Here is a 25249-nt window from a genome sequence, read left to right on the forward strand (position 1 = left end):
AACCGGCACAACGGCCAAGGCCGCCGCGGGGGAGTTCCTCGCGGCGGCCTTGCTCGTCTCTAGCTGTGTTTCTCGAAGCCTCCGGCGCCCGCGCGCCCGCCTCACCCGAAGCGGAAACGCGGACTTCGGCAGGCGGTCTAGCTCTTCTTCTGGGCGGCCGGCTTGGCCGCCTGCTGGCCGTTGGCCTGGGGCTCGGCCGGCGACGGCGTGGCACGCGGCGGCTCGGTGGCCACCGGCGGCTGCGGCTTCGGGCGCAACGCGTACGCCGCACCCGCCGCGAGGACACCGGCACCGAGTAGCCACGGCCACCGACGGCTCTTCCGCTCACCCTTGGCGGCGACCTTCACCTCCGACACGGCGAGCTTGAAGTCCTTCCGGGCCTGCTTGAAGTCGCGCTTGCCCTGGCGCTTGCTCTCGCCCGCCGCCTTGGCGGCCAGCACGGCCGCCTTCCGGGCCCTGCGGCCGGGCTTCCGCATCTCGGCGAGCCTCGCGGCCGCCTCCGCACGGGCCTGCTTGCTCGCGCGAGCCAGCTCCTTGCGGGTTTGCCCGGACTTCTTCGCCAGGTCCTTGCGTGCCTTGCGCCCCCGCTTCACCGCCTCCTTGCGAGCTTCCTCGGTGCTCTCGGCGAGCAACTGCTCGGCTGCCTGCGCCGCCCTGGCTGCCACCCCGGCGCCCGCCTTGCCGGCCTCCGCGGCTTGTTTGCGCAGGCCCTGCAAGCCGGTCTTGACCGACTCACCAACCGAGTCCGCGGCTCGGGTCATGGCCTTCACCTCGTCAATCGTTGTTTTCGGGTTCTTCTCCCCGACACCATCCTGCCCGTTCCCGTCGGATCGCGCTGCGGATGGCACGATAAACCGCGTGACGCAGAGCAATGAATCCCTCGTCGGATCGAAAGTGGAAGCCACGCTGCACACCAATCGTGGCCCGATCCGGCTGACCCTCTTCCCAGATCAGGCGCCCAAGACGGTGGCGAACTTCGTCGGCCTGGCCGACGGCTCGAAGGCCTACTCGCGGCCGAACGCCAAGGGTGGCAACGCGGGGCCCTTCTACGACGGCTCCATCTTCCATCGGGTGATCTCCGGCTTCATGATCCAGGGCGGTGACCCGCTGGGCACCGGCCGCGGTGGCCCCGGCTACGAGTTCGGTGACGAGTTCCACCCCGAGCTGCAGTTCAACCGCCCCTACCTGCTGGCCATGGCCAACGCCGGGCCCGGCACGAACGGCTCGCAGTTCTTCATCACCGTCGGCCCCCAGCCCCACCTGAACTTCAAGCACACCATCTTCGGTGAGGTGGCCGACCAGGAATCGCGGAACGTGGTGGACGCGATCGCCAACACCGCCACCGGTGTCGCGGACCGCCCGATCGAGGACGTCGTCGTCGAAAGGGTCGAAATCAGCCGCAGCAGCTGACGGGCTGTGCGGTCCGTTACCAATCCGACGGCGGCCACGGGCAGGTCGGCCGCCTGCTTTGGCCGGATTGGTAACTTGGGAGGCATCGTGAACGAGCCTCCCCCCGAACAGGTGCCCTCGGCCGCCTGCTGGTGGCATCCCAGCAGGCCGACCGGGCTGAGCTGCGTGCGCTGCGGCCGCGCGGCCTGCCCGGACTGCCTGCGCGAGGCCCCGGTGGGATACCAGTGCGTCGACTGCGCGCACGAAACCCGCCGGCCGCGGCGGCGGAGCGAGGCCGGCACCACGCAGGTGGCCCCCCGCCCGGTGATCACGTCGGTGCTCATCGCGCTCAACGTGCTGGTGTACGGCTTCACCACGCTGCAGGCGCGAAACCCGGTGGACAACGACCGGGCCGCGCTCTTCGGTGACTGGGTGCTGTGGCCGAGGGCCATCGCGGGCGCCGACGAGTGGTGGCGCCTGGTGACCTCGGGGTTCCTGCACTACGGGCCGATCCACCTCGGGGTCAACATGATCTCGTTGTGGATCCTCGGCCGGGACATGGAGGCCCTGTTCGGCAAGCTCCGGTTCAGCGTGATCTACCTGGTGTCGCTGCTCGGCGGCGCGGTGTCGGTCTACCTGATGGACGATTCGAACCGGGGCACCGCCGGGGCCTCCGGCGCGATCTACGGCCTGCTCGGCGGACTGCTGGTCGTGGTGCTTCGGCTGCGGCTGAACCCCATGCCCGCGATCGTGACGATCGCGCTGAACCTGGTCATCACGCTGTCCATTCCGAACATCTCGCTGCTGGGCCATCTCGGCGGCCTGGTCGCCGGCGCGCTGGTGACCGCGGCGATCATCTACGCACCGTCCGGCCATCGGAAGGCCTGGCAGGTGGTCTCTGTCGCGGTTCTGGTCCTGGCGCTGGCCGCACTGGTCTGGTCCCGCGACGCGGACCTGGCCGGGGTCGTCTGCGACCACAAGGCCGGCCAGTTGCTGTGCAGCGCCCCGTCAGGGACGTAAGGCGGTCAGCACGTCCAGGACGTCGCGGGGATCGGTGCCGAGTTCCAGGCGGCTGAAGATGAACAGCTGGTCGCCGTTTTCGATTTCGAGGGTCTCGGCGTCGCGGCCGAGCCGGCGAGTGGTGCGCAGCCGGGTTCGGGTCTCCGTCCAGGAGAGGTGGACCCGGCCGTGCAGGCTCCGGACGTGGAGGCCCTGGTCGTCCGCCGCCAGCCTGGGCCTGACCAGGCTGCCGTGAGCCGAGGCGGCGGCGAGCAGGAGCGCGGCGAGGCCGAAGAGCACCCGGCCCCGGGAATCGGAAGAGAAGAACAGCGCGGCGAGCGCGAGCGCGGCGGCGGACCAGCCCAGCGTGATCAGGGCAGGTGAAGGCGCCCAGTGCGGCGAGGATCGCGAGTTATCCACAGGGGTTATCCACAATGGGGATGAGTCACACCCATGTAATTCGGTGTCAATCCGCTGTTCGGAGTATCCCTAGCGCCAGCGCATCGTCATGAGCAGACCGGAGATCATCAGCGCGAACCCGATCGCGAAGTTCCAGTTGCCCAGATCCGAGATGAAGCCGATCTTGTCCTGCGCGATGTAGTTCACCACGAGCCAGATCAACCCGAGAAGCATAAGGCCGAACATGACCGTCTTGTAGATCGGGTGGGACGGACCCGCGGCGCGCACCTTGACCGGCGTACGCCGATCGGCCGGCGGGGTGTACGCCGTCTTCTTGCGAACCTTGGACTTGGGCATCGGAATCCTCGACTACTCGGCTAGCTCATCGGGGGCACGCGGAGCGCACCCACCTCTATCTGCACACGTTAACGTAAGTGAGTTCAGGAGAGGAGTGCGCGTGGCGATCGGAGAGCAACCGCCCGCACCACCATCACCCGGTATCGCCACCAAGGTCGTGCGCGCCCTGGGGGAACTGCTGATCACGGCCGGTCTCGTGGTCCTGCTGTTCGTCGTCTACGAGTTGTACGTGACGGACCTGTTCTCCGGGCGCAAGCAGGTGGCCGCGGCTCAGTCCCTGGACGAGGAGTGGGCAGGCGCGCGACCGCGGCTGGGGCCCGTCGGCGACAAGGCCTTCGCCAAGCTCTACATCCCGGCGCTGGGCACCGACTACCACTACACCGTCCAGGAAGGCGTCGACGCCGCCGCGCTGGAAGTCGGGCCCGGGCATTATCCGGGCACCGCCCTCCCGGGTGAACCGGGCAACTTCGCGGTCGCCGGGCACCGGGTCGGCCGGGGCGCGCCCTTCGACGGCCTGGACAACCTCCGGTCGTGTGACGCGATCGTGGTCGAGACACAGTCCGACTTCTTCGTGTACCGGGTGCTTCCGCACGCCGACGAGGTCGCCGGCTGGGCGACGGGCAAGGGCAGGCAACCGCGCTGTTCCCACGTCGCCACCCTCAGGACGCCTGCCTCCGACGGCGGGCCCTACGGACAGACTTCCGGGCGTGAGATCGTCAGCCCGTCACAGGGGGACGTGGTGGCGCCGGTTCCGCACCGGCCGGCGGATGTGCTGCCGAAATCCGGGCAGGTCGCGTTGCTCACCCTCACCACCTGTCATCCGCGGTTTTCCGACCGGCAGCGGTTGATCGTGCATGCCGTGCTGACCAATCAGTTCACGAAAACGCCCGGCACCGGCTACGAACAACTACTCAAAGCGATCGGGGAGGAGGGGTGATGTATCGCTGGATCTGGCGGCACCTGCCCGGACCGCTCGCCGCGAAACTGGTGCTCGCGACCGTTCTGGTGCTCGGCCTGGTCGCGCTGCTGATGTTCGTCGTGTTTCCGTGGGCCGAACCGCGGCTTCCGTTCGACCAGGTCTCGGTGAACTGACCTCGGACAAGCGTTGAGGAATTCGTGTCGCAGGGCACCGGTACGATATGCGCATGCGTGTCCTGGTCGTCGACAACTACGACAGCTTTGTCTACAACCTTGTGCAATATCTCGCCCAGTTGGGTGCGGACTGCACGGTGTGGCGCAATGATGTCGTGGATCTCGAGCGGATTCCCGAGTTCGACGGGGTACTCGTCTCGCCCGGCCCGGGCACGCCGGAGCGGGCCGGTCAGAGTGTCGAGGTGGTCCGCCGTTGCGCCGACACGCACACGCCGATGCTCGGGGTGTGCCTGGGGCATCAGGCGATCGGTGTCGCCTGGGGTGCCACCGTCGACCGCGCTCCCGAACTGCTGCACGGCAAGACCAGCCAGGTGCGGCACGACGGCACCGGCGTGCTGGCCGGGTTGCCCGATCCGTTCACCGCCACGCGCTATCACTCGCTGACCGTCCTGCCCGACACGATCCCGCCCGATTTCGAGGTCACCGCACGCACCGAGTCCGGCGTGGTGATGGGCATGCGCCACCGCGCGCTGCCGGTGGAAGGGGTGCAGTTCCATCCCGAGTCGGTGCTGACCCAGGGCGGTCACCGCATGCTGGCGAACTGGATGGCGGGCGCCGGGCATCCGGTCGACAAGTCCATTGTGGACACGTTGGAACGTGAGGTCGCGACGCTGCAGAAGGCCGCCGCGGCCTGATGCTCCGGCTGCGGGACGTCGGCAAGCGCTATGGGCGGGGCGCTGCCGTGCTGACCGGGGTGACCCTGGAGATCGCGCCCCGGCAGATGATCGGCGTGGTCGGGACCAATGGTTCCGGGAAGTCGACCCTGATGCGCCTGGTCGCCGGGCTTTCCCGGCCCACCACGGGAACGGTCGAGGGAATCCCGTCGGTGGGCTATGTGCCGGACCGGTTTCCCGGCGGCACCAGGATGAGCGCGCTGAGCTATCTGCGCCACCTCGGCCGGATCGGCAAAGTGTCCGATGTGGACAAGAAGGCGACGGAACTGCTGGAGCGGCTGGCACTGGAAGGCGGCCCCCGCGCACCCCTGCGCGAGCTGTCCAAGGGAAACGCGCAGAAGGTCGGGATCGCCCAGGCGTTGCTCGGCGAACCCGAACTGCTGGTGCTCGACGAACCGTGGTCCGGCCTCGATCCCGCCGCGCACACCGTGCTGGCGGAACTCCTGGCGGAGGCGAAGGAGCGCGGTGCGGGCGTGATCTTCACCGAGCACCGGGACGATCTCGCGCGTGCGCACACGAGCGAGGTTTTCGAACTCTCCGGCGGAACACTGCACGAGGCGAGCGCCGAGCCGAGCGCCCGGATCGTCCTCCGCAACCCGGGTGGCCGCCTGGTCACCTCGAACGTTCCGTTGGGTCGTTCCGACGAGGTGCTGTTGAAGGCACTGCAGCGAGGTTGGTCGGTAGTCCGAGTGAACACCCCGGCGGCGAAATGATCCGATACCAAATGGCGCTGCTGGCTCATTCGCAGCGCTACCTGCTGCCCGGCCTCGCCTATCTGGCGTTCCTGGGCCTGCTCTACAACGGCGACGACCCGACCAGCCCGGCGCTGCCGGAGTTCGCGGTCAGCGCGGGCGCGATGATGGTGCTCGCGTGCTGGCTGACCATCACCCTGGTGGAAGCCGAGGATCCGGTGCAGGGCCTGATCACCCGGGTGCACGCCCGTCGACTGTCCATTTTGGTCGGTGGGGTGGTGGTCACCGTGCTCGCCTGTTGTGCCGTGCTGGCCCTGGCCTCGCTGATCTGGTCGATGATCACCCATGGCGGCGATCCGTTCGGTGAGCTCGCCTTCGGTGCGATGGCGCACATCGGTTGTGCCGGTGCCGGTATCGCGATCGGCCTGCCGTGCTCGCGGCTGTTGCTGCCACGGGCCGGCTACACGACCGTCGCCGCGCCCGTCGCCTTGCTGCTGGTGCTGCTCGTGCACTGGATCCCGTTCGTCAATCCGATGCTGCGAGCGCTTTCCTCGAACGACCCGGCGGCCGCGCCGCTGCTGTTCGGCCTCACCACCTCGTTCGTCGCGCTCGCGGGCAGTTCGGCCACCGTCATCGTCGGACTCAGGCGCCAGGACTGACAGCGCCGTTCGGTTACCGATCCGACTACAGCCACGGCGGAATGGGTGTCTACAAGCACATCGGCTGAGGACCGATCCGCCTACTTTCGGCCGGATCGGTAAGAAACGGGGGGTGGAAAGGATTTCCTTCCACCCCCCGTTTCGTGTTCGGGTCAGTTGCCGCCGAAACCGCCCCCGCCGCCGATGGGCGGAAAGCCCTTGGTGGACGAGGGCGCGCTACTGGTGCTGCTGGTGTTCATGATGTCGCCGATGATCAGTGTGATCGTCTGATTCTTGGTGATCTGCGTGTTCGCCGCCGGCAAGCTGCTCTGCACCAGGTTGTTCTGCCTCGGGTCGGTGACCCTGGTGGTCTGGGTGTTGACCGTGCCGTCCCATCCCGCGGCCTTCAACGCGGCCAGCGCGTCGCTCTGGGACATTCCGACGACCATGGGCATGGTGATCGTCTGCTGTGACCCGTCGGACACGGTCAGGGTGACGGTGCCGCCCTGGGGGAGGGTGGCACCGTTGGGCACCTGCTTGATCACCTGGCCTTCGGGTGCGGACGACGGCTGGTTCAGCACGGTGACCTTGAACCCGGCCGAGATCAACGCGGGCTTCGCCACGTTGACCTGCTGGCCGGTGTAGTCGGTCACCGGAACCAGGTTCTTGGTGTTGTACACCGTGATCTGGACCGTGCCACCCTGGTCGAGTTGGGTGTTCGCGGGCGGGTTCGAGCTCTTTACCTTTCCGAACTGGTTGACGTCGTCCGTGTCGGCGTGCTGGACCACCGGGTTCAGGTTCAGTTTGACGTTCTTGAGCGCGGTCGCCGCGTCGTCCTGGGTCATGCCGGTCAGATCCGGCACGGCGACCTTGTTCGGCGGGCCGCCGACGAACAGCGTGACCTTCGAGCCCTCCGTGGCAGTCGTGCCCGCCGGTGGGTCGGTGCGGAGGACTCGCCCCACATCGTCGGGGTTGCTGCAGGTCGGCTGGCCATCGAAGGTGCCGATACACGCGACGACCTGCCGGACCGGGGTGAACTTGGCCGTCCGCAACTGACTTTCGGCTTCCGCGACCAGTACGCCCTGCAGTCTCGGCACCTGCGCGGTGGCCTGCTTCGTGCCGAAGGCATTGGCGAGCCATAGCACGAAGGCCACCAGGCCGACCCCGAGTACCGACAACAGGACCGCCGTCCACACCTTCTTCTGGCGGCTCTTTCGCCTGGCGTCTTCGTCTTCGTACGGCGAGCCGTAGTCTTCGTAGTCCGCGGCGTGCCCGGGGGGACCGCCGCCGCTCATCACGTGGGTGCGCTCGTCGGCCGTCATCACCATCGGCGCGGAGGGGCGCTGCCCGGACAGCACGCGCACCATGTCGGTCCGCATCTCCGCGGCCGACTGGTAGCGGTTGGCCGGGCCCTTTGCCAAAGCCTTCAACACGATCGCGTCGACCACCGGGGACACTTCGGGGTTCACCGACGACGGCGGTTTCGGATCCTCCCGGACATGCTGGTAGGCCACCGCGACCGGGGAGTCGCCGGTGAACGGCGGTTCTCCGGTGACCAGTTCGTAAAGGACGCACCCAGCGGCGTAGACGTCACTGCGCGCGTCGACGCCCTCACCACGCGCCTGCTCCGGCGAAAGGTACTGAGCGGTACCGATCACCGCGGCGGTCTGGGTCATCGACGCCTGGCCGTCGTGCATGGCACGGGCGATGCCGAAGTCCATCACCTTGACCGCGCCCTGGTTCGTGATCATCACGTTCGCCGGCTTGACGTCCCGGTGCACGATCCCGTGCCGGTGCGAGAAGTCGAGCGCCGCGCAGACGTCGGCCATGACCTCCATCGCACGCTTGTCCGACAGCGGACCTTCGGTCTTGACGATGTCACGCAGCGTCCGGCCGTTGACGTACTCCATCACGATGTAGGGCAGCGGTCCGTACTCGGTGTTCGCCTCGCCGGTGTCGTACACCGAGACGATCGCCGGGTGGTTCAGCGCGGCCGCGTTCTGCGCTTCGCGGCGGAAGCGCTCCAGGAACTGGGGGTCGCGGGCCAGGTCCGCGCGAAGGATCTTCACCGCTACGTCACGGCCTAGACGGACATCGGTGCCGTGGTGGACCTCGGACATGCCGCCGTAGCCAAGCGTGTCGCCCAGTTCATAGCGGTTGGAGAGCAGTCGGGGTGTGCTCATCGGAGAAAGCCGTTCCGTTCCGTCCAAGGTTTCATGCCTGATAAGTCTTCTGTCGGGTTGCCGGAGATGCGCAGGGCACCGGTGGTGACGCTGTTCGCGCCGACTCGCGCGGGTCCTACGTTATCTGTCCGGTTCAGGAGTTTCGGCACCAGCAGGACGGCCGTCACGATGAGACCGACCACGATGACGGCGAGCACGACCCACACCGCCGTCAGGTTGCGCCTGCGGGGCAGGACCGGCAGCGGCATGACCCCGCTCGGATGTCCCATGTGGCCTCCGCTGACCGGCGCCATCCCCGGATGTGAACCCGGCCCGATCGGGGCCAGTGGAGCCGGCATCGGGGCCGGGGCGTAGGCCTGCCTCAGACCGGACGGGGTGGGCAGGGGATGGCCGGCCCGCACCGCCGCGGCCGCGGCCGCGAACTCACCCCCGTCGTGGTACCGCTGCCGGGGATCCTTGACCAGTGTCGCGTCGATCAGGGCGCGAATCCCGGGTGGGACGTCCGGAGGCAATGGCGGTGGTATTTCACGGATGTGCATCATAGCGACGGTGACCGCGTTCTCCGAGCGGAACGGCCGGTATCCCGCCAGGCACTCGTAACCGCAGACCGCGAGGGAGTAGACGTCGCTGGTGGGTTCGGCGTCGTGACCGAGCGCCTGCTCGGGCGCGATGTAGTGGGCGGTGCCCATGACCATCCCGGAGCGGGTCACCGGAGCCGCGTCGGCGGCCTTCGCGATGCCGAAGTCGGTGATCTTGACCCGGCCGTTCGCGGTCACCAGGATGTTGCCCGGCTTGATGTCACGATGCACCAGACCGCGCTCGTGCGCGGCCTGCAGCGCGTTGCCCGCCTGCTCCAGGATGTCCAAGGTGGCTTCGGCGTTGAGCCGGCCCTGCCGGGCCAGGATTCCCGCCAATGGTTCACCTTCGACGAGTTCCATCACGAGGTAGGCGATGGCGAGCTCGTCGCCTTTGTCCTGCGTCCCGGCGGTGGTCTCGCCATAGTCATGCACGGCGGCGATACCGGGATGGTTCAGCGACGCGGTCGTCCGCGCCTCGGTACGGAATCGGTGCAGGAACTCAGCGTCCCCGGACAACTCCGCCTTGAGCATCTTTACCGCCACGGTGCGATCCAGCCGGGTGTCGCTGGCCTGCCAGACCTCGCCCATCCCTCCGACGGCGATCCGGTGGACCAGCCGGTAGCGCCCGGCCAGGAGCTGCCCCGTGGACGGCATGGGTTAGCCACCCCCGAGCTGCGCGTTGATCGCGGCCCGCCCGATCTCCGCCGCCACGCTGCCACCGGTCGCCGCCAGGCCCCGGTTTCCGCCGGACTCGACGATCACCGCGACCGCGATCTCCGGATTGTCGGCCGGTGCGAAGCCGGTGTACCAGGCGTGCGGCGGGGTGTTCTTCGGGTCGGTGCCATGCTCGGCGGTGCCCGTCTTGGAAGCGATCTTGATGTTCGCCTTCTTGCCGCCGCCCGCGGTGTTGGCTTCCGACGCCTCCATCATCTGCTTGAGGATCTCCGCGTTCGCCGCGGACAGCGCCGGCGTTCCGGTGAGTTCCTGCGGGGTGAAGGTCTCCAGATCCGACAGGTCCGGCGCGAGCAGCTTCTTGACGAGCTGGGGCTTCATCGCCATGCCACCGTTGGCCACCGTGGCCGAGAGCAGGCAGTCCTGGAGCGGGGTGAGGCGCACGTCGCGCTGCCCGATCCCGGTCTGGTACAGCGCGGCCGTCGACTCGAGTTTGCCCAGGCTGGACGGCGTCACGCTCAGCGGAATGCTCAGATCGGTCATGCCGATGCCGAAGTTGGCGGCGGTGGCTCGCAGTTTGTCCGCGCCGAGTTGCCCGGCGAAGGTCGCGAACGGGACGTTGCACGAATGCGCGAGCGCTTCGGCGAACGTGTTCCCCTGACAGGGCGCACCGGCGTAGTTCTCCAGCGTCGTGTTCGTTCCCGGCAGGGTCACGTTCGGCGCGGAGCTCACCGGGGCGTTCGGCGAGGTTCCGTTTTCCAGCTCCGCCGCGGCGACCACCAGCTTCAACGTCGATCCCGCCGGGTAGGTCTCGGAGATCGCGCGGTCCAGCATCGGGTTCTTGGGATCGTCGGTGTACTGGGTCCACGCCTTCTGCTGTGCCTCGTCGTCGTGCGTGGCAAGCCGGTTCGGGTCGTACGACGGCGTCGACACCAGACCGAGGATTTCGCCCGTCTTCGGGTTCATCGCGACCGCGGCGCCGGTGTAGTTCCGTTGCGTCATCATCTGGTAGAGCGCGGTCTGCACGGCCGGGTTGATGGTGAGCTGGACGTTGCCACCACGGGGATCCCGCCCGGTCACCATGTCCGACAACCGCCGCACGAACAGGCGCGGGTCAGAGCCGTTGAGGATGTCGTCCTCGGCGCGCTCGAGACCGCCCGAGCCGTAGCGCCTCGAGTAGTAACCGGTGACCGTCGCGTAGAGCGGCCCGTCGAGGTAGCGGCGCTGGAACTTCAACTTGTCGTCGGTGGCCTGGACACCCGCCAGCACCTGGCCGTCGGCCTGCGACACGATGCTGCCGCGCTCGCGGGAGTACTCGTCGAGCAGCACCCGCCGGTTGCGGGAATCGGTGCGGTAGCTGTCGGCCTTGACCACCTGGATGTAGGTGATGTTCGCCAGGAGCAGCATCACCATGACGATCATGGTGATACCGATGCGCCGCATGGGCTTGTTCACAACTCACTCCCCGTGGGATTCCCCCCGTCGGCCGGCGGCCGCGACACCATGACCGTGTTCGCCTCGGCCAGCGGCGCCTGCGCCACCGCGATGGGGCGTGCTTTCGGTGCCGGTCGGCGCGCCGCGTCGGAAATCCGCAGCAGCAACGCGACCAGGATGTAGTTGGCCAGCAGCGACGAGCCACCGTAGGAAATGAACGGCGTGGTGATACCGGTCATCGGGATGAGCTTGGTCACCCCGCCCACGATCACGAAAACCTGCATCACGACCGCGAAGGCCAGGCCGGAGCCGAGCAGTTTGCCGAACGTGTCCCGCACGGCCAGCGCGCTGCGCATGCCACGGGTCGCCAGAAGCAGGTACACCAGCAGGAGGGCGGCCAAGCCGATGAAACCGAGTTCTTCGCCGAGGCCCGCTGTGATGAAGTCGGAATTGGCCTCGGGCACGATCTCCGGCCGCCCCGCGCCGAGCCCGGTGCCGCCGACCCCCCCGGTGCCCAGACCGAACAGGCCCTGCGCGACCTGGTATCCGCCGCCCGGGTCGTCATAGGTCTTGAGGGGGTCCATCCAGTTCGCGACCCGCTGTTGGACGTGCCCGAACAGGTTGTAGGCGATGACGCAGCCGACGGCGAAGAACGACAAGCCGACCCCGACCCAGATGCCGCGCTCGGTCGCGACATAGACCATCACCAGCACGATGCCGAACAACAGCAACGACTGGCCGAGGTCCTTCTCGAACATCAGGATCAGCAACGCCACGAGCGCGGCGATGACGATCGGCCCCAGGTCCCGGCCGCGCGGCAGTTCCACGCCGAGGACCTTCTTGCCCGCCACCATGAACAGGTCGCGCTTGGTCACCAGGAACGACGCGAAGAAGACCAGCAACAGGATCTTCGCGAACTCACCGGGCTGGATGGAGATCCCGGGCAACTTGATCCACACCTTCGCGCCGTTCGCCTCGGACAGCGAGGCGGGCAGCACCGCGGGCGTCGCGAGCGCGATCACCCCGAGCAGTCCGCAGATGTAGCCGTAGCGGGTCAGGCTGCGATGGTCCTTCACCCAGATCAGCACGGCCAGGAACAGCACCAGCGCGAACGTGGTGAACAGGACCTGTTTCGGCGCCACCGCGGAATAGTTGTCGCCGGACTGCACCGCGTCCGCGGCGGAAGCCAGGTCGATCCGGTAGATCATGACCAGGCCCAGCCCGTTGAGCAGCGCCACACACGGCAGGATCAGCGGATCCGCGTAGGGCGCCCACTTCCGGACGGCCAGGTGCGCGATGGCGAACAACGCGAGGTACGCCAGCCCGTACCACAGGATCGACCAGGACAGCTCCTGCTCCTGGTTGGCCTGGACGAGTACGAAGGCACAGGTGACGATGAAGGCCGCGAACCCCAGCATCGCGAGCTCCGTGCCGCGCCGGGTCGGTAGCTCGCGTTGCGGGTTGCTCTGGTAGACGGCACTCGCCTGCTCGGCCGGTGGGGGTTGGGTCATCCGCCACCGCCACCCGGCAAGATCGACGACGGGCAGTCCCTCCCCGCTTGGTCGGTGGCCGGTGCCGAACTCGATGCGGGGGGCGGTGCCGCGTTCGAAGCGGGAGGTTGGCCCGACGGCGGCGGTGGAGGCGGCGTGGACGAGGACGGCGGCGCGGAGGACACCGGCTGTCCGGGCATCGGCGGCGGGCAGTCCCGGACGGTCTTGGTGCGCAGGAAGCCGTTGATGTAGTCCCGCGCCGCCTGCAAACTGTCCTTCTTCACCCCACTGCGAACGGCGGTCTGCGCGTCCTGCTGCAACTGGGTCACGAGCAGCTTGTCGCACAGGGAGCTGCCGGCCGCGCAGGATCCTTCGGTCTGCTGATGCAGCTGGATGCCGAGCACGCTGCCGGGCACGCCACGGAAGATGGCCACCTCGGAGCCGGCGCCTTCACCGACGTAGTACTGGCTCAGCACGAAGTAGCGGGTCGCGACACCACCCGCGGCCAACAGGACCAGAACCAGGAAGATGCCCACGACCCAGCGCCATCGCTTGCGGCGCTTGGCTTTCGGGTCGTCCTCGGGGCCGGTGAACTGCTGCTTCGGCTGAGGCGGCGGGGCGGTCAGCGCGCGGGCGCGGGCGGCGGGCGAATCGCCCTGGTGGTTGTAGTCGTCGCTGCCGTCACCGGCGGCGCCACCCACGATCGGCGCGTCTTCGCCGTAGTCCACGTCGACCACGTCGGCCACGATCACCGTGACGTTGTCCGTACCACCGCCCTTGAGGGCGAGTTCGATCATGCGGTCGGCGCATCGCTGCGGATCCGGGATCTGGATGGCTTCGGCCAGCGTCTCGTCGCTGACCATGCCGGAAAGCCCGTCGGAACACAGCAGATAACGATCGCCGGCGCGGGCCTCCCGCACCACGAAGGTGGGCTCGACCTCATGACCGGTGAGTGCCTTGAGCAACAGGGACCGCTGCGGATGGGTGGCCGCCTGGTCCGCGGTGATCCGGCCCTGTTCGAGGAGTTCGTTGACGAAACTGTCGTCCCGGGTGATCTGTGCGAACTGCCCGTTCCGGTAGAGATAGGCGCGCGAATCGCCGACGTGCACCAGGCCCATGCGAGAGCCCGAGAACAGCATCGCGGTCAGCGTCGTGCCCATGCCGTCGAGATCGGGATCGTTCGCCACCAGCTCGGAGATCGCCGCGTTGCCGCCACCCACCGCCTCTCTCAGCTGGTAGAGCAGATCGTCGCCAGGCTCGTCGTCGTCGAGCGGGGCGAGGGAGGCGATGACGACTTTGCTCGCGACTTCACCCGCGGCATGGCCACCCATGCCGTCGGCGAGCGCGAGGAGACGGGGGCCCGCGTAGACGGAGTCCTGGTTGCTGGAGCGCACCAGGCCACGGTCACTGCGGGCCGCGTAGCGAAGGACGAGTGTCATGGGCGAAGCTCGATCACCGTCTTACCGATCCGGATGGGGACACCGAGTGGAACTCGGAGGGGTGCAGTGACCTTAGCCCGGTCCAGATAGGTGCCGTTGGTCGAACCCAGATCTTCCACGTACCAATCCGCTCCGCGTAGGGACAGCCGGGCGTGCCGGGTGGAAGCGTAGTCGTCGTCGAGCACCAGGGTCGAGTCGTCCGCCCTGCCTATGGTGATCGGCCGTCCGTCGAGCGTGATCCTGGTCCCCGCCAGCGCGCCGTGAGTCACGATCATCTGCCGGGGCGCCTTGCTCGACCCCCGTGGACGCTGCTCCTTGTTCCGCCGCAGGCCCGGAATCGCCACCTTCAGCCCGGAGGCCGCGTACAGATCCGACCGCACCACTCGCAGGGCGGCCAGCACAAAGAGCCAGAGCAGGACCAAGAAGCCCACTCTGGTGAGTTGAACGACCAGCTCTGGCACCTGTTGCGTCAGCTCCCGTGCTCGTCGCGGATCCGCGGGCGACCACGCTCTGGCGTCCAGGGCGCGCTTCGCGGGTTTCCCCGGCGGACGCGCACGCTTGCCGACGAGCGTCCCACGATGGCCGGGCCGCCCCGCGTGCGCTTACCGGCCGCCGGACTGGCCCGCACGTGGTCACCGCCTTCCGCGTTACCGCCCGCGACGCGGGACTGCGCCGCGGGACCCCCGAGGGTAATTCTGCGGGACACGCGAATCGGTGCTTGCAGCGGCTCACACAACGAGTGTGCTCGCCCGCGTGTCAGCCCTGGGTACGGAATACCAGGGAGGAATGCCCGACCCGGATGACGTCGCCGTCCGCGAGCTGCCAGGTCTGCACCGGGGTGCCGTTGACCGTGGTCCCGTTGGTCGACCCGATGTCGGCCAGCGTCGCGCTCTGGCCGTCCCAGGTGATCTCCAGATGCCGCCGGGAGACGCCCGTGTCCGGCAGCCGGAAGTCCGCGTCCTGACCGCGGCCGACCACGTTGCTGCCCTGCTTGAGCGAGTAGCTGCGGTTCGATCCGTCGTCCAGTTGCAGGGTGGCCGCGACCTGACGGTTGCCGCCTTGCACCGCGGGCGGCGCGTAGCCCTGCTGCGCGTACGGGTCCGGTGCGCCCTGGGGCGGGTAACCGCCGCCCTGCGGGGGCGGTCCGCCATAACCCGGCTGTCCGCCGTAGCCGCCGCCCTGGCCGTAGCCCTGGTCGTAACCCGGCTGTCCGCCGTAGCCGCCCTGGTCATACCCGGGCTGTCCGCCGCCTTGGCCGTAGCCCTGGTCGTACCCGGGCTGGCCGCCATAGCCACCACCCTGGTCGTAGCCAGGCTGGTGACCGCCTTGGCCGTAGCCCTGGTCATAGCCCGGCTGTCCGCCGCCTTGGCCGTAGCCCTGGTCGTACCCGGGCTGGCCGCCATAGCCACCACCCTGGTCGTAACCTGGTTGGCCGCCATAGCCACCGCCCTGGTCGTACCCGGGTTGTCCCTGCTGTCCGTAGCCGTACTGACCGCCATGCTGCTGGCCGTACGGGTCACCCTGGTCGTATTGGCCGTAGCCGGGGGGCTGGCTCATTGCTGGGTCTCCTGCGTTGCTGGGTCGTGCTGGCCGTCCTGGACCCGCGACGCCACGCGCGCTGACGTCCGGATCGACGGATGAACGGGTCTTGAATTGTCCAGTATGCAGCGCCTCGTTGCGCTCGAGCGAGACTACGACGTCACCATAGGTCTCCCAGCCGTGCTCGGCGAGGTGCTGTGCCACGGCTTCCCCGAGAACCGTGGTGACACGTCGTTCGTCGCCCGCCAACCGGTTGTGATCCTCAGACCCCAACGACACGATGTAGTGGTTCGGGGCGAGCAGCCTCCCGCCGGCCAGCTCACGAACGTTGTCCTCGCTCTCACGCTCCAGGGCGAGGGCCACCTCCTGGGTGACGACCTTGCCGCCGAACATGCGCGCGAAGGTATTGCCGACGAGGCTCTCCAGGCGTCGATCGAATCGTTCAACGCGGCCCACCGGGTCTCGTAGCCTCCTTCGCGGGTGTGCTTTCGACCCCGATCCTATCGGCAACTCGGGGCCCCGACACCGGCCCCGGTAAAACGGCTCCGACCGGCCTGCTACGCTTTCGGAGCTGTCGCGGTTACTCGGGCGAGTGGCGGAATGGCAGACGCGCACGGTTCAGGTCCGTGTGTCCGAAAGGACGTGAGGGTTCAACTCCCTCCTCGCCCACCCTCATTTCGTAGGCGAACCCTGCTCGCGGAGAGCGCTCGCCGGGCTCAATTCGTCAGTTGTTCTGGGGGTGCAACCCCCAGACCCCGCCCGGGGGGAACCCCCCGGACCCCCCGCTGTGGTTGCGTTGGGTGGGTTGGTTGGTTGGTTTCTGAAATTTCCTTGTCAGTTGTGGGCCTTCGCCCCCCACCCTAGCTGTGGTTGGGGTGGGGGGTTAGTCGTCGCTCTCGGGGAAGGCGTCGTGGGGGGGTCAGAATGTGATGTTGCCGTGGATGTCGCGGGTCTGTACCACGTTGCCGAGCACGGTCCCGGAGATCTCGTTGATCACGCCGCCGGTTTCCGCGTGCTGGGCCCAGCCGGTGCGCAGCGCCTCACCGAAGGCCGGGTCGGACACCTCCGCCACGGCGAGCCGCTCCGCCAGCGCCTCGATGGGTTCGGCGTTCCGGGGATCGGCTTCGGCGGCTTCGAGCGCCTTCAGCGCCTTGGGGTCCTTGCTGAACTTCTTCTTCACCAGGTCGTACAGACCGGTCGCGGCCTTCGTGGCGAGCGCGGTGGCGATGGAGATCAAAATCGGTTCCGGCACCATCCCACGGTAGTCGCTTCCCGCGCCCGCCCGATTGGCCCGATCCGGTCAAAAGCGGGGTCAGCCGGCCGGAGTCCACTCCGCGTTGGCGCCGCACAGCACGACGCACGGCAGTTCACCGGGAACCCGCCCGGCGAGGAACGCGGCGAACGACACCGCGCCCGCCGGCTCCACGGCGAGGCGGAACTCCTCCCACAACCGGTCGCGAGCCGACGTGATTTCGGACTCGCTCACCAGCACGGAGCGAACGGGGTGGGAGGACAACACGGCGAACGGCTTCTCGCCGGCCCGGGTCGCGCCCAGCGCCGACGAAGCCACTGAATTCACCTCGGCGTCGACCGGCCGCCCGGCGGCGAACGCCGCGTGCACACACGCGCACCGCTCGGGCTCGACGGTCACGGTCAGCCTGCCGTGGCCACCCAGCGCGATCCCCGCCGCCAGTCCGCCACCGCCCGCGGCGACCGCGATCGTGTCCACCTCGGGGGCGTCGCGCACGATTTCGGCGCCGACGGTGCCTTGTCCGGCGATCACCACCGGATCGTCGTAGGCCTCGACATAACGGGCGCCGGGCTTGCCCGCCGCTTCTCGTGCGGCGGCGGCCGCCTCGGCGTAGGTGGCACCGGCATGGACCAGTCGCGCGTTGGCCGCTTCGATCCGCCGCGCCTTGTCCGGTGGCACCGTGGACGGCACGAAGACCGTCGCGGGCAGGCCCAGGATCGCCGCCGCGGTGGCGAAACCGATGCCGTGGTTACCACCGGAAGCGGTGATCACGTGCTCCGGCCGGGGCCCGGCCAGCAGCGCGTTGAGCGCCCCACGCAGTTTGAACGAGCCCGTCCGCTGGAGATGCTCGAGCTTGAGCACCAACGGCCTGCCGTCCACCTCCGCGCGCAGCACGGGGGTGTGCCGCACGTAGGCGCGGATGCGGTTCTCGGCGGCGGTGACGTCGGTGGGAAGAGTGGTGGTCATGGTTACCACTGTGCGCACGCGAGCCGTTGGCCGCCAACACTTTCCGCTGGACGACCCGTGCCCGCCCGTGGCCGGAATCCGGGACCCGGCTCCGGCGTCCCCCGCCGCCGGGCTCTCCTCAGTTGACGCCGACCAGGTCGACCACGAAGACCAGCGTTTCCCCGGGCTTGATCACGTTCCCCGCTCCGCGATCGCCGTAGGCGAGGTGCGGCGGGATCACGAGCTTGCGCCGTCCGCCGACCCGCATTCCGGCCACGCCCTGGTCCCAGCCCGGGATCACGTGCCCTTGGCCGAGCGGGAAGCGCAACGGCTGACCACGGTTCCACGAGGCGTCGAACTCCTCGCCGGTCGAGTGCGAAACACCGACGTAGTGCACGGACACCTGATCGCCCGCCGTGGCTTCCTGGCCTTCGCCGACACTGATGTCGGTGACCTCGAGTTCGGACGGCGGCCGACCTTCCGGACGGTCGACCTCGGGCCGTTGCGGTGCCATGTGTTCCTCCTCATGTGCAGGTCGATGCACCGTACCGAGCACACGGCACTTCCGCGAACCGGCTCGCGGGGTGCGTGCCGGGTGGTGACGGGAAGACAGGAGGGCGAGGTTGCCACCGGGGCGGTGTCCGCCCCCAGAATGACCACGAGCCCTCGAACGAAGGAGAAGCGATGGACCGGACTCCCCGGACGCGTGCTGTCACCGCGGGCCGCCCCTCCGCCGCCGGCCAGCCGATGAACACGCCGATCGTCCCGGCCAGTTCCTTCGTCGCAGGGGGAGCGCACACCTACGCGCGCGAGGACGGCACACCCACCTGGGAAGCGCTCGAAACCGCCATCGGTGAACTCGAGGGCGGGCAGGCGACCGCCTTCGCGTCGGGTCTCGCGGCGGTCGCCGCCGTGCTCGATCTGTGCGAGGCCGGGGCCGAAGTCGTCGTGCCGACCTTCAGCTATGTGGGCACACGGGAACAACTCGGCCATGCCGCGCGCATGGGCCGCCTGAAGGTGCGGCAGATCGCGCCCGATGACACCACGGCGTGGGCGCAGGCGAGCCGGGAAGCCGACCTGTTGTGGATCGAGTCACCGACCAACCCGACCCTCGACCTGATCGACATCGCGCCGCTGACCGGACGGCGTGCCCGGGTGGTGGTGGACAACACCTTCGCGACACCGCTCGGAGCCACCCCGCTGGCCGCCGGCGCGGACATCGTGGTGCACAGCGCCACGAAAATGATCGGTGGCCACAGCGACCTTCTCCTCGGGCTCACAGTGACCGCCGACGAGACATTGGCGCGGGAACTGCGCTCCGCGCGGACGCGCACCGGCGCCACCCCGGGTGTGCTGGAAGCGTGGCTCGCCCTGCGTGGCCTGCGCACGTTGCCGGTCCGGCTGGCCGAGCAGTCGCGGACCGCGGCGCTGCTCGCCGAACGCCTCGCCGCCCAGCCCGCGGTGACCCGGGTACGCCAGGCCGGGACCATGATCGCGTTCGAGTTGCCGGACGCCGAGGCGGCGGACCGGTTGTGCGAACGGCTCGACCTGGTCGTGCACGCGACCAGTCTCGGTGGCGTGGAGAGCAATGTCGAACGCCGGGCGACGTGGCCGGGTGACGCGCACGTGCCGGCCGGTCTCGTCCGCTTCAGCGTGGGCCTGGAGGACCCCGAAGATCTGTGGCGGGACCTCGTTCAGGCGCTCGGCTGAACGACGCTGCGGGTGAACTGGAGGCGCTCGGGGTCGAGGTGCCAACTCACGACGCGCCGCGGGTGGATGCGGATGATCTCGTCACTGAAGAACCGGGGATCCCCGTAGGGCGGTGGCTTCCGGCCCGTCAGCAACTCGGCATGGCCCCGGATCTCGACCCCCCGGCCCCAGCCGGGTTTGACCTCGCCGGGCCGGTCCGGGGTCATGTCGTCGACCACGAACGACACCGCCGGGTTCTGCTGGATGTTGCGCCATTTCAGGCTCTTGCTCAACCGGGGTCCGCCGATGTCGATGGTGCCGTCGTCGTTGAGGGTGAAGCCCAGCGGCCGGACCTGAGGCGCGTTGTCGGGGCCGACGGTGCCGAGGCGGCCGAGCCGCTGGCTCCGCAGGTAGTCGGCCTCTCTGTCCGTGAAGATCATGGTCCGACCCTAGAACCTCGAGTTAACTAGAGGTCAAGTCGCGCGGTTGACCCCCGGGAACGGGAAACCATACTGGGACGGTAAGAGCCGCGTGAAGCGTTTCCGTCGAGGGTGGGCGGGCGGCCCCGAATCGGTCCACAATGGACAAAACGGGAAGGTGACCGTGATCGGCCTGAGCGCCACGGAGTTGCTCGCGGAATACGCGAAGGGAGCACTGTCGCCGGTCGAGGTGACCGAGGCGGTCCTGGCCCGCATCGACGCGCTCGAGCCGCGACTGCACGCGCTGTACGCCTATGACCCGGAACACGCACGTGCCGCGGCGAAGGTGTCCGAACAGCGATGGCGTTCCGGCGATGCGGGCCCGCTGGAGGGAATCCCGCTGACGCTCAAGGACAACATCGCGACGAGGGGCATCCCGACGCCCCTCGGCAGCGCGGCGACGGAACTGGTGCCCGCGCCCGTCGACGCCCCGGCGGCCGCGCGGGTTCGCGAAGCCGGAGCCGTGCTGCTGGCCAAGACGACGATGCCCGACTACGGCATGCTCACCTCCGGCCTGTCGAGCTTCCACACCGCGAGCCGGAACCCGTGGGACCTGTCCCGTACCCCCGGCGGGTCGAGCGCGGGCGCGGCCGCGGCGGCCGCCGCCTGGTACGGCCCGCTGCACGTCGGCACGGACATCGGCGGGTCGGTCCGGTTACCCGCGGGGTGGTGCGGACTGGTCGGGCTCAAGCCGAGTTTCGGCCGTGTGCCGGTGGACCCGCCCTTCCTCGGACGGGTCGCCGGCCCGCTGACCAGGACGGTCGCGGACGCCGCGCGGCTGATGAGCGTGCTCTCCGCGCCCGACGACCGCGACCACATGAGCCTGCCGCCGCAGGAGATTCCGTGGCATGAGCCGGGCGCCGGGGTCCACGGCCTCCGCATCGGCTTGCACCTCGACGCCGGAGTGGGGCTCGCCGTCGAACCGGAAATCCGGGCGGCGGTCACCGAGGCGGCCCGGCTGTTCGAGGCCGCGGGTGCGGTGATCGAACCCGTGGAGCCATACCTGACCCGAGCGATGCTGGACGGGGTCGATCTGTTCTGGCGCGTGCGGTTCTGGTCCGACATCTCCGCGCTGCCGCCGGAGCGGCGCGAGAGGGTGCTGCCCTACCTCGCCGAGTGGGCTCGCGAAGCCGCGGAACTGTCGGCGACCGAGGCCTACCGCGGCTTCGCCCAGATGGACGCGATGAGCGCCGCCACGCTGCGCGCCACCCGACTTCGACTTCGTCCTGTCCCCGTCGTGCCCGGTCTCGCCGCCCGGCGCGGAATCGCCGTCGCCGACCGAAGACCCGCGGCGGCCGTTGGAGCACATCGCGTTCACCGTGCCGTACAACATGTCGGGGCAGCCGGCGGTTTCGGTCAACTGCGGCTACACCGGCGAGGGCCTGCCCATCGGCCTGCAGATCGCCGGGCGCCGGTTCGACGACCTGGGAGTCCTGCGCACGGCGGCGACATTCGAAGGAATTCGGCAGCCACAACGCGCTGTCCCGCTGTAATCGGCAGTGTGTTGGTGAGACCATCGTGACATGCGCATGGTCTACACCGGAGCGGACGAAGAAGACTTCATCGACGCTCGGCAACGGCTGCTGGTCGAACTGGACGCCTGGTCGCAGATGCGGCAGCGGTTGGTCGACCCGGTGGTCGCCGCCGCCATGCTCGACTACCGCTTCGAGCGGGACGGGTTGCTCGGCCGATGGAGCCGTGAGGTGCTCCAGGCCGCGATGCTGACCTGGTTCCCGCGCAAGGTGGTCCTGCTGCATCCGGACACCAGCACCGTGCTCGCGACCGTGGAAGCCCTGCTCGACTTCTTCGAGGACGCGGATCTCTTCGACGAACGCAGCGAGCCGTTGCCGCTGCTCAGGTCCTACCTGACCGAGATCGGTGCCCAGTTCGACGCGGCGATGAACGAGCCCGCGAACTACGGCCTCGCCAAGTTCTGGGCGGTGGCGATGGCCAAGCACGGCATAGACCCGCTGAACGAACTGGCCGCGCAGCGGTTCGTCGAGCGGGTGCAGCGCGGCGAGGTGGTGGTCGACCAGGACCTCCTGCACGAAATCGCGAACCGGCACTACGAGGGTGATCCGGGCGCGGACCCGGTCGAGACCATCCCGGTGTTCGCCCTGGACTCCGACGAGGAACTCGCCCGGGAGGCCGAGGGCACCCTCGCCGTCCGGCGGCTGCGGCGGTTCGCCGAGTGGCTCGGTGAGGGGCGTCCGCTCGCCGAAGTCCGGGACATGCCCGAGCTGGTGGCGTCGGCGAAGAAGGCCGGGGTCGCGCGCGCCTATCGCGGTCGCCTCGTCCCGGTCAAGCGTGGCGCGCACCTGCTCGGGGATCCGCTCGCGTTGTGGCGGGCGGCGTTGCCGTTCGTGCTGGGCGACCGGTGGACCTTCGAACTCGCCGACGAACTGGTGGCCGAGCCGGCCACCATCCCGATGCTGGTGGAACTGCTCGGCGGGAGCAGCGACAGCATCCTGCGGATGATCGGCAGGCTGGTCGACTTCGGCCTGGTCGAGATGTCCCCGGCGGGCGAGGAACATCATCAGGACCTGGTCGACTTCGCCGGTGTCTCCTCGGTCGACGAGGTGCCCGAGGAAGAGCGACAGGTGGTACGGCTGAGGCCGCTCGGCTCCAGGGCCATGTACGACGCACGGCTGCTGGCCGGTGCCGAAGCGCTCACCCTGGAGGACCTGGCCGACGAGACCGCGGAGGTGCTCCTCGCCCGCCTGGCGCCGCTGCCGGGTGAGGTCTTCGACAAAGGCGCACGGCTCTGGCTGGAGGCTCGCGAGCCCGCCCGCGCGATGGCGGAGCTGACCGAAGTGGCGCGCCGCACCGACGACTTCGAGCACCGCATGCTGGCGTTCGAGTTGCTCGCGGAGGGCGGGGACGCGGGCATAGCGGCCATCGCCGGCATGCGCGAGCATTCCGCCGCCGGACCGGCCGCGCTCGCCTGGCTGCTGGACGCCGGCCTGATCGACTCCAGCGAGGTCAGCGGTCGTGAGCGGACCTACAGCATGGTCGACGTGCTGGCCGCCGGGATCCGGTCGGCGGGCCGGAAGAAGGCGCTGGAGGAGTTCGCCGCGCAGCCGCGTCCCGCGCAGTTGTTGTTCCTGGCCGACGCGACGATCTGTGGCCACCCGCGTACCCGCGAGGTGCTGGAGTCCATGGCCGTCGCCCACCCCGATCGCATGGTGTCCAACGCCGCCCGCAAGGCGCTGGACTGGCTCCACGACGACGAACGGTCGTGACGCTCAGGCGCCGACCGCCTCGGCCAGGGAAAGAATCCGCCGCGCGTTCTCGACGTGCAGGTTCTCCACCATCCGGCCGTCCACGGTGACCACACCCTGCCCGCGTGCCTTGGCTTCGTCGAAGGCGGTGATGATCGTGCGCGCCCGCTGGATCTCCTCCGCCGATGGCGCGAACACCCGGTTGCACGGCTCGATCTGACCAGGATGGATGAGGGTCTTGCCGTCGAAACCGAACTGCCTGCCCTGCCGGCACTCCGCCTCGAACCCGTCGAGATCCTTCACGTCGTTGTAGACCCCGTCCAGGATCACCTTGCCGGCCGCGCGGGCGGCGAGCAGGCACAGTGACAGACCGCCGAGCAGCGGCGCGCGGCCGGGGACGGTTTCGGCGTGGAGCTCGTTGGCGAGATCGTTGGTGCCCATCACCAGCACGGTCAGCCGTTCGCTCGCCGTCGCGATCTCCTCGGCCCGAAGCATCGCCGCCGGGGTCTCGACCATCGCCCAGATCGTCGTGTGCTCCGGCGCGCCACCGAGCTCCAGCGCACGCTCGACCTGACGGACATCGGCGGCCGAGTTCACCTTCGGCACCACCACGGCCGCCGGTCCCGCCTGCGCCGTCGCGCGCAGGTCGGCGTCGTGCCATTCGGTGTCCAGCCCGTTGACCCGGATGGTGACCTCGCGTGATCCGTAGGAATCCACCGCAGCGCAGACGCGCTCCCGCGCGCTTTCCTTGGCGTCGGGCGCGACCGCGTCCTCCAGGTCGAGAATGAGCGCGTCGGCGGCCAGCGACTTGGCCTTCTCCAGCGCGCGTTCGTTGGCACCGGGCATGTACAGCACCGAACGTCGAGCCCGCATTACTGTGGTTACCCGGGTGCCGCGATTCGACATGGTCATCCTTCATCCCTTGTATGCCTTGGCCAGTTCCGGGTCACGGGCGGCCAGTGCGTCGGCCAGCTCCACCACCACCCGGCACTGCTTCACCGAGGCGTCGTCCTGCATCTTGCCGTCGATCATCACCGCGCCGGTGCCGTCACCCATCGCCTCGATCACCCGGCGAGCCCACGCGACTTCTTCGGGCGCGGGCGAGAACACCTTCTTCGCGATCTCGATCTGTGCCGGGTGCAGGCTCCAGGCGCCCACGCACCCGAGCAGGAACGCGTTGCGGAACTGGTCCTCGCAGGCCACCACGTCGCGGATGTCGCCGAACGGGCCGTAGTAGGGCAGGATCCCGTTCGCCGCACACGCGTCGACCATGCGGGCGACGGTGTAGTGCCACAGGTCCTGCTGATAGGTGGTGCGGCCGGTGGAGAGGTCGTCGCCGACCGGATCGGATCGCACGAGGTAACCGGGATGACCGCCGCCGACCCGGGTCGTCTTCATCCGGCGGCTCGCCGCGAGGTCGGCCGGACCGAGCGAAATGCCCTGCATACGCGGGCTGGCGCCGGCGATCTCCTCCACATTCGCCACCCCGCTCGCGGTTTCCAGGATCGCGTGCACGAGTAGCGGCCTGCGCAGACCCGCGCGGGCTTCCAGCTGCGCGAGGAGCCGGTCGACGTAGTGGATGTCCGGCGCGCCCTCGACCTTGGGCACCATGATCACGTCGAGCTTGTCGCCGATCTCGGTCACCAGGGTGATCAGATCGTCGAGCACCCACGGTGAGTCGAGGCTGTTGATCCGGGTCCACAACTGCGTGGTGCCGAAGTCCACGGTCTTGGCGACCTCGACCAACCCCCGGCGCGCGGCCTCTTTGCGATCCGCCCGCACGGCGTCTTCGAGATTGCCCAGCAGTACGTCGACCTTCGGCGCCAGCGCGGGCAGTTTGGCGGTCATCTTCTCGTTGCCCGGATCGAAGAAATGGATCATTCTCGACGGCGGCGCGGGGATCTCGCGGAGCGGTTCCGGCGCCCCGACCGCGAGCGGCGCGAAGAAGTCCTTCGGCGAACGCATTGGGTGCCTCCTTCTTCTTCGGTGCGGGCGCGTGACCCTAACCGGGAACGTACGGGAACCGGT

Annotated in this window: 25 protein-coding genes, 1 tRNA gene and 1 pseudogene; 11 read left to right on the forward strand and 16 right to left on the reverse strand. The window is 68.9% G+C overall.

Going from position 1 to position 25249, the window contains the following annotated elements; all coding sequences use genetic code 11:
* Nucleotides 1-137: 137 nt before the first annotated feature.
* Nucleotides 138-761 (reverse strand): hypothetical protein, encoded by a 624-nt coding sequence (locus ACFSXZ_RS17050; RefSeq protein WP_378266003.1) that lies wholly within the window; start codon nt 759-761, stop codon nt 138-140.
* Nucleotides 762-849: 88 nt separating this feature from the next.
* Between ACFSXZ_RS17050 and ACFSXZ_RS17055 the strand changes: the two genes are divergently transcribed.
* Both ACFSXZ_RS17055 and ACFSXZ_RS17060 read left to right on the forward strand, forming a co-directional pair.
* Nucleotides 850-1410, forward strand: coding sequence for a peptidylprolyl isomerase (locus tag ACFSXZ_RS17055; protein ID WP_378266492.1), 561 nt, complete (start codon nt 850-852; stop codon nt 1408-1410).
* Nucleotides 1411-1497: 87 nt separating this feature from the next.
* Nucleotides 1498-2409: a rhomboid family intramembrane serine protease gene (locus ACFSXZ_RS17060; RefSeq protein WP_378266004.1), complete on the forward strand. Its 912-nt coding sequence runs from the start codon at nt 1498-1500 to the stop codon at nt 2407-2409.
* Here the strand turns inward: ACFSXZ_RS17060 and ACFSXZ_RS17065 are convergent.
* Nucleotides 2398-2808, reverse strand: coding sequence for a PH domain-containing protein (locus tag ACFSXZ_RS17065; RefSeq protein WP_378266005.1), 411 nt, complete (start codon nt 2806-2808; stop codon nt 2398-2400). The genes ACFSXZ_RS17060 and ACFSXZ_RS17065 overlap by 12 nt on opposite strands.
* 69 nt (nt 2809-2877) lie before the next feature.
* Nucleotides 2878-3144 carry a cell division protein CrgA gene (gene crgA, locus ACFSXZ_RS17070; protein WP_378266006.1) on the reverse strand — a complete coding sequence of 89 codons (267 nt, stop codon included), beginning with the start codon at nt 3142-3144 and terminating at the stop codon, nt 2878-2880.
* Between the two features lie 100 nt (nt 3145-3244).
* Between crgA and ACFSXZ_RS17075 the strand changes: the two genes are divergently transcribed.
* The 5 genes from ACFSXZ_RS17075 to ACFSXZ_RS17095 are packed head-to-tail and all read left to right on the forward strand — an operon-like array spanning nt 3245 to nt 6321.
* Nucleotides 3245-4081, forward strand: a complete 837-nt coding sequence (locus ACFSXZ_RS17075) for a class E sortase (RefSeq protein WP_378266007.1) — start codon at nt 3245-3247, stop codon at nt 4079-4081.
* Entirely contained in the window at nt 4081-4236 is a 156-nt protein-coding gene (locus ACFSXZ_RS17080; protein WP_378266008.1) for a hypothetical protein, read from the forward strand. The genes ACFSXZ_RS17075 and ACFSXZ_RS17080 overlap by 1 nt, the downstream gene beginning before the upstream one ends.
* A 53-nt stretch (nt 4237-4289) precedes the next feature.
* On the forward strand, nt 4290-4931 hold the full coding sequence (locus tag ACFSXZ_RS17085; protein WP_378266009.1) for an aminodeoxychorismate/anthranilate synthase component II: 642 nt from the start codon (nt 4290-4292) through the stop codon (nt 4929-4931).
* On the forward strand, nt 4931-5683 hold the full coding sequence (locus tag ACFSXZ_RS17090) for an ATP-binding cassette domain-containing protein (RefSeq protein WP_378266010.1): 753 nt from the start codon (nt 4931-4933) through the stop codon (nt 5681-5683). The genes ACFSXZ_RS17085 and ACFSXZ_RS17090 overlap by 1 nt, the downstream gene beginning before the upstream one ends.
* Entirely contained in the window at nt 5680-6321 is a 642-nt protein-coding gene (locus ACFSXZ_RS17095; protein ID WP_378266011.1) for a hypothetical protein, read from the forward strand. The genes ACFSXZ_RS17090 and ACFSXZ_RS17095 overlap by 4 nt, the downstream gene beginning before the upstream one ends.
* 152 nt (nt 6322-6473) lie before the next feature.
* Here ACFSXZ_RS17095 and pknB read toward each other — a convergent pair whose 3' ends face one another.
* The 7 genes from pknB to ACFSXZ_RS17130 all read right to left on the reverse strand — a co-directional run bounded on the left by pknB (nt 6474) and on the right by ACFSXZ_RS17130 (nt 16091).
* Nucleotides 6474-8483, reverse strand: coding sequence for a Stk1 family PASTA domain-containing Ser/Thr kinase (pknB, locus tag ACFSXZ_RS17100; protein WP_378266012.1), 2010 nt, complete (start codon nt 8481-8483; stop codon nt 6474-6476).
* Complete coding sequence (locus tag ACFSXZ_RS17105) at nt 8480-9715, reverse strand: serine/threonine-protein kinase (RefSeq protein ID WP_378266013.1); 1236 nt, start codon at nt 9713-9715, stop codon at nt 8480-8482. Before ACFSXZ_RS17105 ends, pknB begins: the two co-directional genes overlap by 4 nt.
* A gap of 3 nt (nt 9716-9718) precedes the next feature.
* Nucleotides 9719-11188 (reverse strand): peptidoglycan D,D-transpeptidase FtsI family protein, encoded by a 1470-nt coding sequence (locus ACFSXZ_RS17110; protein ID WP_378266014.1) that lies wholly within the window; start codon nt 11186-11188, stop codon nt 9719-9721.
* Entirely contained in the window at nt 11185-12678 is a 1494-nt protein-coding gene (locus ACFSXZ_RS17115) for an FtsW/RodA/SpoVE family cell cycle protein (RefSeq protein WP_378266015.1), read from the reverse strand. Before ACFSXZ_RS17115 ends, ACFSXZ_RS17110 begins: the two co-directional genes overlap by 4 nt.
* Nucleotides 12675-14096: a PP2C family protein-serine/threonine phosphatase gene (locus ACFSXZ_RS17120; protein ID WP_378266016.1), complete on the reverse strand. Its 1422-nt coding sequence runs from the start codon at nt 14094-14096 to the stop codon at nt 12675-12677. The genes ACFSXZ_RS17115 and ACFSXZ_RS17120 overlap by 4 nt, the downstream gene beginning before the upstream one ends.
* Entirely contained in the window at nt 14093-14557 is a 465-nt protein-coding gene (locus ACFSXZ_RS17125; RefSeq protein WP_378266017.1) for an FHA domain-containing protein FhaB/FipA, read from the reverse strand. Before ACFSXZ_RS17125 ends, ACFSXZ_RS17120 begins: the two co-directional genes overlap by 4 nt.
* 295 nt (nt 14558-14852) lie before the next feature.
* Nucleotides 14853-16091 carry a DUF3662 and FHA domain-containing protein gene (locus ACFSXZ_RS17130; protein WP_378266018.1) on the reverse strand — a complete coding sequence of 413 codons (1239 nt, stop codon included), beginning with the start codon at nt 16089-16091 and terminating at the stop codon, nt 14853-14855.
* A gap of 130 nt (nt 16092-16221) precedes the next feature.
* On the opposite strand from ACFSXZ_RS17130, the gene ACFSXZ_RS17135 reads away from it, so the two are divergent.
* Nucleotides 16222-16304, forward strand: a tRNA-Leu gene (locus ACFSXZ_RS17135).
* Between the two features lie 250 nt (nt 16305-16554).
* On the opposite strand, the gene ACFSXZ_RS17140 is transcribed toward ACFSXZ_RS17135, so the two are convergent.
* The 3 genes from ACFSXZ_RS17140 to ACFSXZ_RS17150 all read right to left on the reverse strand — a co-directional run bounded on the left by ACFSXZ_RS17140 (nt 16555) and on the right by ACFSXZ_RS17150 (nt 18346).
* Nucleotides 16555-16887 (reverse strand): hypothetical protein, encoded by a 333-nt coding sequence (locus ACFSXZ_RS17140; RefSeq protein WP_378266019.1) that lies wholly within the window; start codon nt 16885-16887, stop codon nt 16555-16557.
* 60 nt (nt 16888-16947) lie between these two features.
* Nucleotides 16948-17853 (reverse strand): serine/threonine dehydratase, encoded by a 906-nt coding sequence (locus ACFSXZ_RS17145; protein ID WP_378266020.1) that lies wholly within the window; start codon nt 17851-17853, stop codon nt 16948-16950.
* Nucleotides 17854-17971: 118 nt separating this feature from the next.
* Nucleotides 17972-18346: an FKBP-type peptidyl-prolyl cis-trans isomerase gene (locus tag ACFSXZ_RS17150; RefSeq protein WP_378266021.1), complete on the reverse strand. Its 375-nt coding sequence runs from the start codon at nt 18344-18346 to the stop codon at nt 17972-17974.
* Nucleotides 18347-18516: 170 nt separating this feature from the next.
* On the opposite strand from ACFSXZ_RS17150, the gene ACFSXZ_RS17155 reads away from it, so the two are divergent.
* Complete coding sequence (locus tag ACFSXZ_RS17155) at nt 18517-19542, forward strand: trans-sulfuration enzyme family protein (protein ID WP_378266022.1); 1026 nt, start codon at nt 18517-18519, stop codon at nt 19540-19542.
* Here ACFSXZ_RS17155 and ACFSXZ_RS17160 read toward each other — a convergent pair.
* On the reverse strand, nt 19527-19961 hold the full coding sequence (locus ACFSXZ_RS17160) for a PPOX class F420-dependent oxidoreductase (protein ID WP_378266023.1): 435 nt from the start codon (nt 19959-19961) through the stop codon (nt 19527-19529). The two genes, ACFSXZ_RS17155 and ACFSXZ_RS17160, sit on opposite strands and share 16 nt — an antisense overlap.
* Nucleotides 19962-20118: 157 nt before the next feature.
* On the opposite strand from ACFSXZ_RS17160, the pseudogene ACFSXZ_RS17165 reads away from it, so the two are divergent.
* Both ACFSXZ_RS17165 and ACFSXZ_RS17170 read left to right on the forward strand, forming a co-directional pair.
* Nucleotides 20119-21493: pseudogene (locus ACFSXZ_RS17165) on the forward strand (amidase).
* A gap of 30 nt (nt 21494-21523) precedes the next feature.
* Nucleotides 21524-23242 carry a hypothetical protein gene (locus ACFSXZ_RS17170; protein ID WP_378266024.1) on the forward strand — a complete coding sequence of 573 codons (1719 nt, stop codon included), beginning with the start codon at nt 21524-21526 and terminating at the stop codon, nt 23240-23242.
* A 3-nt stretch (nt 23243-23245) separates the two neighbouring features.
* On the opposite strand, the gene ACFSXZ_RS17175 is transcribed toward ACFSXZ_RS17170, so the two are convergent.
* Entirely contained in the window at nt 23246-24094 is an 849-nt protein-coding gene (locus ACFSXZ_RS17175) for an HpcH/HpaI aldolase/citrate lyase family protein (RefSeq protein WP_378266493.1), read from the reverse strand.
* A gap of 42 nt (nt 24095-24136) precedes the next feature.
* Nucleotides 24137-25186, reverse strand: coding sequence for an HpcH/HpaI aldolase/citrate lyase family protein (locus tag ACFSXZ_RS17180; protein ID WP_378266025.1), 1050 nt, complete (start codon nt 25184-25186; stop codon nt 24137-24139).
* Nucleotides 25187-25249 lie beyond the last annotated feature (63 nt).

Origin of the sequence: Amycolatopsis pigmentata (genome assembly GCF_042684065.1) — a bacterium.
Classification (GTDB): domain Bacteria; phylum Actinomycetota; class Actinomycetes; order Mycobacteriales; family Pseudonocardiaceae; genus Amycolatopsis_E; species Amycolatopsis_E pigmentata.